Below are 6,016 nucleotides of genomic sequence, written 5' to 3'. Positions count from 1 at the left end.
GGCGGCCACCGCGCGGGCGCGCGCCTGCACCTGCTCCAGCTTCAGCGCCTGGGCCTGGCGCCGGTTCTGGGCCTCCACCTGCAGCTTGCGCCGCTGCTCGAGCGTAGCTGCGCTGGCTTGGCGACGCTCTTCCAGCACACGGATCTGCTCGCGCAGCCCCTCGCCGCGTGCCTCCTGATCGCGGACACGCTGGCCCAGTGTCTCGATCTCCTGCCGCAGTGCCTTGAGCGCGCGCTCACGTCCGATCACGCCGATCTCCTCGACGCTGCCGCGCGGGTGCTGCACCCAGCCGGGACCGAAGCACAACCCGGCACGCGTCACCAGCATCTGGCCCGGCTGCAGGCGTGCGCGCAGGCGCGCGGCCTCCTGTTCGCTGTCCACCGCGTACACGGTGCCGAGCAGCGCCACCACTGCGGCTGGCCCCTTCACGCGCGTCGCCAGGCTGTGGTCCACGCACAGCGCGCCCGAGGTGGGCACTGCCGTAGTCACGGCATCGAACAGCGTGACCGGCACTCTGGGCCAGTCCTGGATTTCATTCAGGCGCGCATCCAGATCCTCGACGCACAGCGCCTGCAGGAAGCTGCCCAGCGCGGCCTCGACGGCCTTCTCCCAGCCCGGCTCGACCTCCAGCTGCTGCGCCAAGCGCCGGGGCGAGGTCCAGCCGTGATCCTGCAGCCACTGGCGCAGCGTGTCGTCGTCCTCGCGCAGTGCCGCCTGCTGTAGGGCCTCCAGCGAGGCCAGCCGCCCGCGCGCACTCTGCAGGCCCTGTCGCGCCTCGTGCAGGGCCCCGTCCAGTTCCGCGCGCTGGTCGCGCAGCGCCGCCAGCTGGCGCTCGAGCGCGCCCAGCTCGTCCTGGCCCTGGTGCAATTCCGCATCGAGCCGCGCCAGCGCAGCCTCGGCGTCCTGCAGCGCGGCGTTCAGCGGCTGCTCATCGAGGCCGCCGTGCTCGGCTTCCAGTTTCTGGATGCGCTCGGCCAGCAGCGCCAGCTGGCGCTGCATCTGCTCCACGCGCGCCCGCTCGCCCTCGGCCTGCTGCAGCGGCGCCTGCGAATCGTGGGTGAAGGCCTCCCAGCGCGCGGCGGCGGCCTGCAAGGCCTGGTCCGCGGCGCCGAAGCGCTCGCGCGCCTCGGCTTCCGCGGCTTCCGCGGCCTGCGCCGCCTGCGACAGTTCGGCCAGTTCCGCGGTCAAGCCCTCGCGCTGCGCCTGCTCGGCGCTGATGCGCTGCGCCAGCTGGGCCTGCTGCTGCTCGACCGAGGCGAGTTCGCGCGCGCGCGATTCCTTCAGTTCCTGCGCGTGCCGCAGCGCCTGCTCGACACGCGCCACCTCGGCCTCGGCGGCATAGAACTCGCCCTGCAGGTTCTGCACGGCATGGCCCGCCGCCTGCTGCGCCAGGCGCTGCGCCTCGCGCGCCTGCTCGACCGCGCGCAGCCGCTCCTGGCGCGCGTGCAGCTCGCCCTGGGCCTGGCCGAAGGCCTGTTCCTGTTGCTGCGCCTCGGCGCCGAGCGCGCGCCAGCGCAGGGCCAGCAGTTCCGCCTTCAGTTTACGCTCCTGCTGCTTGTATTCCTTGAACTTTTCCGCATTGGCGGCCTGTCGCTTGAGGGTCTCCAGCCGCTGCACCAGCTCGCTGCGCAGGTCATTCAGGCGGTCGAGGTTCTCGCGCGTGTGCTTGATGCGGGTCTCGGTCTCGCGGCGCCGCTCCTTGTACTTGGAGATGCCGGCGGCCTCTTCCAGGATCAGGCGCAGCTCGTCGGGCTTGGCCTCGACGAAGCGCGACACCGTGCCCTGCTGGATGATGGCGTAGTTGTCGCGGCCGGCCACGCCGGTGCCCAGGAACAGGTCGACGATGTCACGGCGGCGGCAGCGCGCGCCATTCAGGAAATAGCTGGAATTGCCGTCGCGCGACAGTTCGCGCTTGATCGAGATCTCGCTGAAGCTGCGGTAGCGGTCGCCGAAGCGGCCCTCGCTGTTGTCGAACAGGATCTCGACCGAGGCGCGGCCCACGGGCTTTCTGTCGCGCGAGCCGTTGAAGATCACGTCCTCGCTCTCGGCGCCGCGCAGCTGCTTGGTGCTCATCTCGCCCAGCACCCAGCGCACGGCGTCGATGATGTTGGACTTGCCGCAGCCGTTGGGGCCGACCACGCCGGTCAGATTGCTGTGCACGTGGAGCACGGTCGGGTCCACGAAGGACTTGAAGCCGGCCAGCTTGATGGAGGACAGACGCATTCGAAATACCGCTAGATGTCTGGATGAAAAGGACGAGCCGCCAGTCTACCCCAGGCCTTGCTGGGGTAAACTATCGACAGTTTTCATGGATTCACCCCCGGATTGTACATGCCGAGCCAGCCGAGCAAGCAACTGGAAACCTTTCGCAACCCGAGACCGGGGCGCGACTATACCATCCGCATGCGCATCCCCGAGTTCACCTGCCTGTGCCCCAAGACCGGCCAGCCGGACTTCGCCACGCTCTACCTCGAGTACGTGCCGGACAGGACCTGTGTGGAACTGAAATCGCTCAAGCTCTATGTCTGGTCGTTCCGCGACGAAGGCCATTTCCACGAGGACGTGACCAACCGGATGCTCGACGATCTGGTCAGGGCCACGCAGCCGCGCTTCATGCGGCTGACGGCCGTGTTCAACGTGCGCGGCGGCATCTACACCCATGTCAGCGCCGAACACCGGACGAAGGGCTGGAAGGGCACGCTGCCGCCTGCGGCCTGGCACGTGGACCCGACGGCCGGGGGTACCACGCCCTGACGATGCTGCAGGGCCCGCTCTACCTGGCACGCGGCTTTCGCCTGATGTGGCAGCCGGGCGTGCGCCGCTTCGTGCTGATTCCGCTGCTGATCAACATCGCCGTCGTCGTCGCGTTGTTCCTGTGGCTCTGGCCGGTGCTGCAGGCGCAGGTCGCCGCTTGGCTCGGCCTGCTGCCGGGCTGGCTGAGCTGGTTGGAGTTCCTGGTCTGGCCGCTGCTCTGGCTGCTGGCATTCCTGCTGTTCTGTTTCGCGCTCTCGATCCTGGCCAACCTCGCCGGGGCGCCCTTCAACGGCTTCCTGGCCGCCCGCGTCGAGCGTCTGTTGACCGGGCGACAGCCCGAGTCGGGCCTGTCGCTCTGGCAGGAAACGCTGCTGGGCCTGGTCACGGAGCTGCGCAAGCTGCTGCTGTTCGCCTGCTGGGCCCTGCCGCTGGCGCTGCTGAGCCTGGTGCTGCTGTTCATCCCCGGCCTGAACGCGCTCATCCCCGTGTTGTGGCTGACCTTCGGTGCCTATATGCTCGCGCTGGAGTACCTCGACTACCCGGCCTCGAACCACGGCCTCAGTTTCGCGCAGAAGCGGGCCTGGCTCGCCCGGCACCGCTGGCCGGGACTCGGCTTTGGCGCCGTGGTGACGCTGGCCACCGCCCTGCCGCTGGCCAACCTGTTGGTCATGCCGGCCGCCGTCGCCGGCGCCACCGCATTCTGGGTCGAGCACGCGCACAAGGAGAAAGCCGCTTGAAACCGAACACGCTCACGCTCGCCGGCGCCGGCCTGGCCCTGGCACTGGCCCCGGCGCTGCCGGCGCTGGCCAGCCGGCCCACGCTCACGCTGTACGACGCCCCCTCCCTCACCCGCGCCTGCGAGCAGGTGCTCGAGGCCACGCGCGTGCGCGCCGAGGCCCTGGCGCAGCTGCCGATGGACGCGGTGGACGTGGACAGCGTGCTGGGGGTATGGAACGACCAGTCACGCCTGGCCGAGGACGTGCTCGGGCCCGCCTCGCTGCTGGCCTATGTGCACCCGGACAAGACGGTGCGCGACGCCGGCGAGGCCTGCATCCTGAAAGCCACCGAGACGCAGACCGCGATCTTCCAGAACGAGGCGCTGTACCAGCGCGTGCAGGCGGTCAGCCCGCGCGACGCGGTGGACGCGCGCTACCGCCTCGACCTGATTGAGGCCTTCGAGGACACCGGCGTGACGCTGCCGCCGGAGCCGCGCGCGCAGGCCAAAGCGATCATGGAGCGCCTCACCGCGCTGGACCAGGAGTTCGACCGCAACCTGCGCGAGGTCAAGACCACCCTGACCTTCTCGCCGGCCGAGCAGCGCGGCCTGCCCGCCAGCTACCTGGAGCGGGTCGGACGCGACAAGGGCGGCAACATCACGGTCGGCTTCGACTACCCGGACTATTTCCCGTTCATGGCCCAGGCCGAGGACGGCGCGGCGCGCCAGCGCTACTACACCGGCTTCCTGAGCCGCGGCGGCGAGCGCAACCTCGACATCCTCGACGAGATCGTGACCCTGCGCAGGCAGCTCGCGGGCCTGTACGGCTTCCGCAGCTACGCCGATTTCGCGACGCGGCGGCGCATGGTCGGCAACACGCGCACGGTCAGCGATTTCCTCGACGAGGTGGACGACGTCGTGCGCGCGGTCGAGGCGCGCGACGTGGCGACGCTGGCGCAGCTGAAGCAGATTTACCTGGGCAGCCCCGAGGCCCAGCGCCTGGAGCCCTGGGACAAGGAGTTCTATCTGGAACGACTGCGCAAACTGCGCTACGACATCGACCAGGAAAAGCTGCGTCGTCACTTCCCGACCGAAGCCACGGTACAGTGGGCGCTGAACCTCGCCGGCGAGCTGTATGGTCTGCGCTTCGAGCCGGTCAGGCTTGCGGTGTGGCACGACGAGGTGCGCTACTACGACGTCAAGGACGCCGGCAGCGGCCGCTTCATCGGTGGCCTGTATCTGGACCTGTATCCCCGTCCCGGCAAGTACGGCCACGCCGCGGCTTTCGGTGTCCGCGGCAGCAGTACGCTGGCCGCACGTACGCCGATCTCGGTGCTGGTGACCAACTTCGACCGCCAGGGCCTGACCCACACCGAGGTCGAGACCCTGCTGCACGAGTTCGGCCACGCGATGCACGGCATCCTGTCGCAGACGCGCTACGTGGACCTGGCCGGTACCAACGTCGAGCTGGATTTCGTCGAGGCGCCCTCGCAGATGTTCGAGGAGTGGGCGCGGCGCCCGGAAAGCCTGCGGCGCCTGCTGGCGGTGTGCAAGGACTGCCCGCCGCTGGACGACGAGCTGCTGCGCCGCCTGGACGCGGCACGCAAGCTCGGCAGCGGCCTGCACTACGGCCGCCAGCTGCTGTACGCGCGCTACGACATGGCGCTGGCCGGCGAGAAGCCCGCGCCGGCCCTAAAGACCTGGGTGGAGATGGAGCGCGACACGCCGCTGGGCCACGCCGAGGGCACGCGCTTCCCGGCCACCTTCAGCCACATTGCCGGCGGCTATGCCGCCGGCTATTACGGCTACATGTGGTCGGAGGCGGTGGCGCTCGACATGCTCTCGGCCTTCGGCGACAACCTGATGAACCCGGCGGTCGGCCAGCGCTTCCGCGACACGATCCTGGCGCGCGGCGGCGAGGTCAAGGCCGAGCAGATGGTGCGGGAGTTCCTGGGCCGCCCGTCCAACCGCGCGGCCTTCTTCGCCGAGATCCGTGGCGAGCGCAAGCCCTGACAGGCCGGCCGGCGCGGCCGCATGCCGCGCCACTTGCCTTCAGCCGCCCGCCCGCAGGAATCGCCCCAGGCGCTCGACGCCCGCCTCCAGCCGCGGCAGTGCCGAGGCATAGGCGAAGCGCACATGCCGCTGCGCCTGGTGCTCGCCGAAATCCATCCCCGGCGTGATCACCACGCCGGTGCGCTCCAGCAGCTCGTGCGCGAAGGCCAGGCCATCCCCGGTGAAGCGCCCGGCATCGGCGTAGACGTAGAAGGCTCCCGCCGGGACGCGTGGGATGCCGAAGCCCAGCTCGCGCAGCGCCGGCACCAGGAAGTCGCGCCGGCGCCGGAACTCCGCGCGACGCTGCTCGAGTACCTCGATCGTCTCCGGCCGGAAGGCTGCCAGCGCCGCATGCTGCGCCGGCGTCGAGGGGCAGATGAACAGGTTCTGGGCGAGCCGTTCGACCGCCGGCACGAAGTCCGCCGGCGCCACCAGCCAACCGACGCGGAAGCCGGTCATGCCGAAATATTTCGAAAAACTATTGACCACGAAGGC

The 6,016-nt window shown here is 69.8% G+C and carries 5 protein-coding genes; 3 read left to right on the top strand and 2 right to left on the bottom strand.

Going from position 1 to position 6,016, the window contains the following annotated elements; all coding sequences use genetic code 11:
- A partial coding sequence (gene smc, locus VNJ47_02210; GenBank protein ID HXG27646.1) for a chromosome segregation protein SMC occupies positions 1 to 2,223 on the bottom strand: 2,223 nt, incomplete at its 3' end.
- A gap of 108 nt (positions 2,224 to 2,331) precedes the next feature.
- On the opposite strand from smc, the gene queF reads away from it, so the two are divergent.
- The 3 genes from queF to VNJ47_02195 are packed head-to-tail and all read left to right on the top strand — an operon-like array spanning position 2,332 to position 5,482.
- The gene (gene queF, locus VNJ47_02205; GenBank protein HXG27645.1) at positions 2,332 to 2,754 is read left to right on the top strand and encodes a preQ(1) synthase; all 423 of its coding nucleotides are present in this window, start codon (positions 2,332 to 2,334) and stop codon (positions 2,752 to 2,754) included.
- Between the two features lie 2 nt (positions 2,755 to 2,756).
- Positions 2,757 to 3,491, top strand: a complete 735-nt coding sequence (gene cysZ, locus VNJ47_02200) for a sulfate transporter CysZ (GenBank protein ID HXG27644.1) — start codon at positions 2,757 to 2,759, stop codon at positions 3,489 to 3,491.
- Positions 3,488 to 5,482, top strand: a complete 1,995-nt coding sequence (locus VNJ47_02195; GenBank protein HXG27643.1) for a M3 family metallopeptidase — start codon at positions 3,488 to 3,490, stop codon at positions 5,480 to 5,482. The genes cysZ and VNJ47_02195 overlap by 4 nt, the downstream gene beginning before the upstream one ends.
- 39 nt (positions 5,483 to 5,521) lie before the next feature.
- On the opposite strand, the gene VNJ47_02190 is transcribed toward VNJ47_02195, so the two are convergent.
- Positions 5,522 to 6,016 (bottom strand): aminotransferase class I/II-fold pyridoxal phosphate-dependent enzyme (locus tag VNJ47_02190; GenBank protein HXG27642.1); only part of this gene is annotated, 495 nt, incomplete at its 5' end.

The sequence above is a fragment of the Nevskiales bacterium genome (genome assembly GCA_035574475.1).
Classification (GTDB): Bacteria; Pseudomonadota; Gammaproteobacteria; order Nevskiales; family DATLYR01; genus DATLYR01.
Note: the sequence above shows the minus strand (reverse complement) of the source record. Positions and strands in the feature narration are given on the sequence as shown.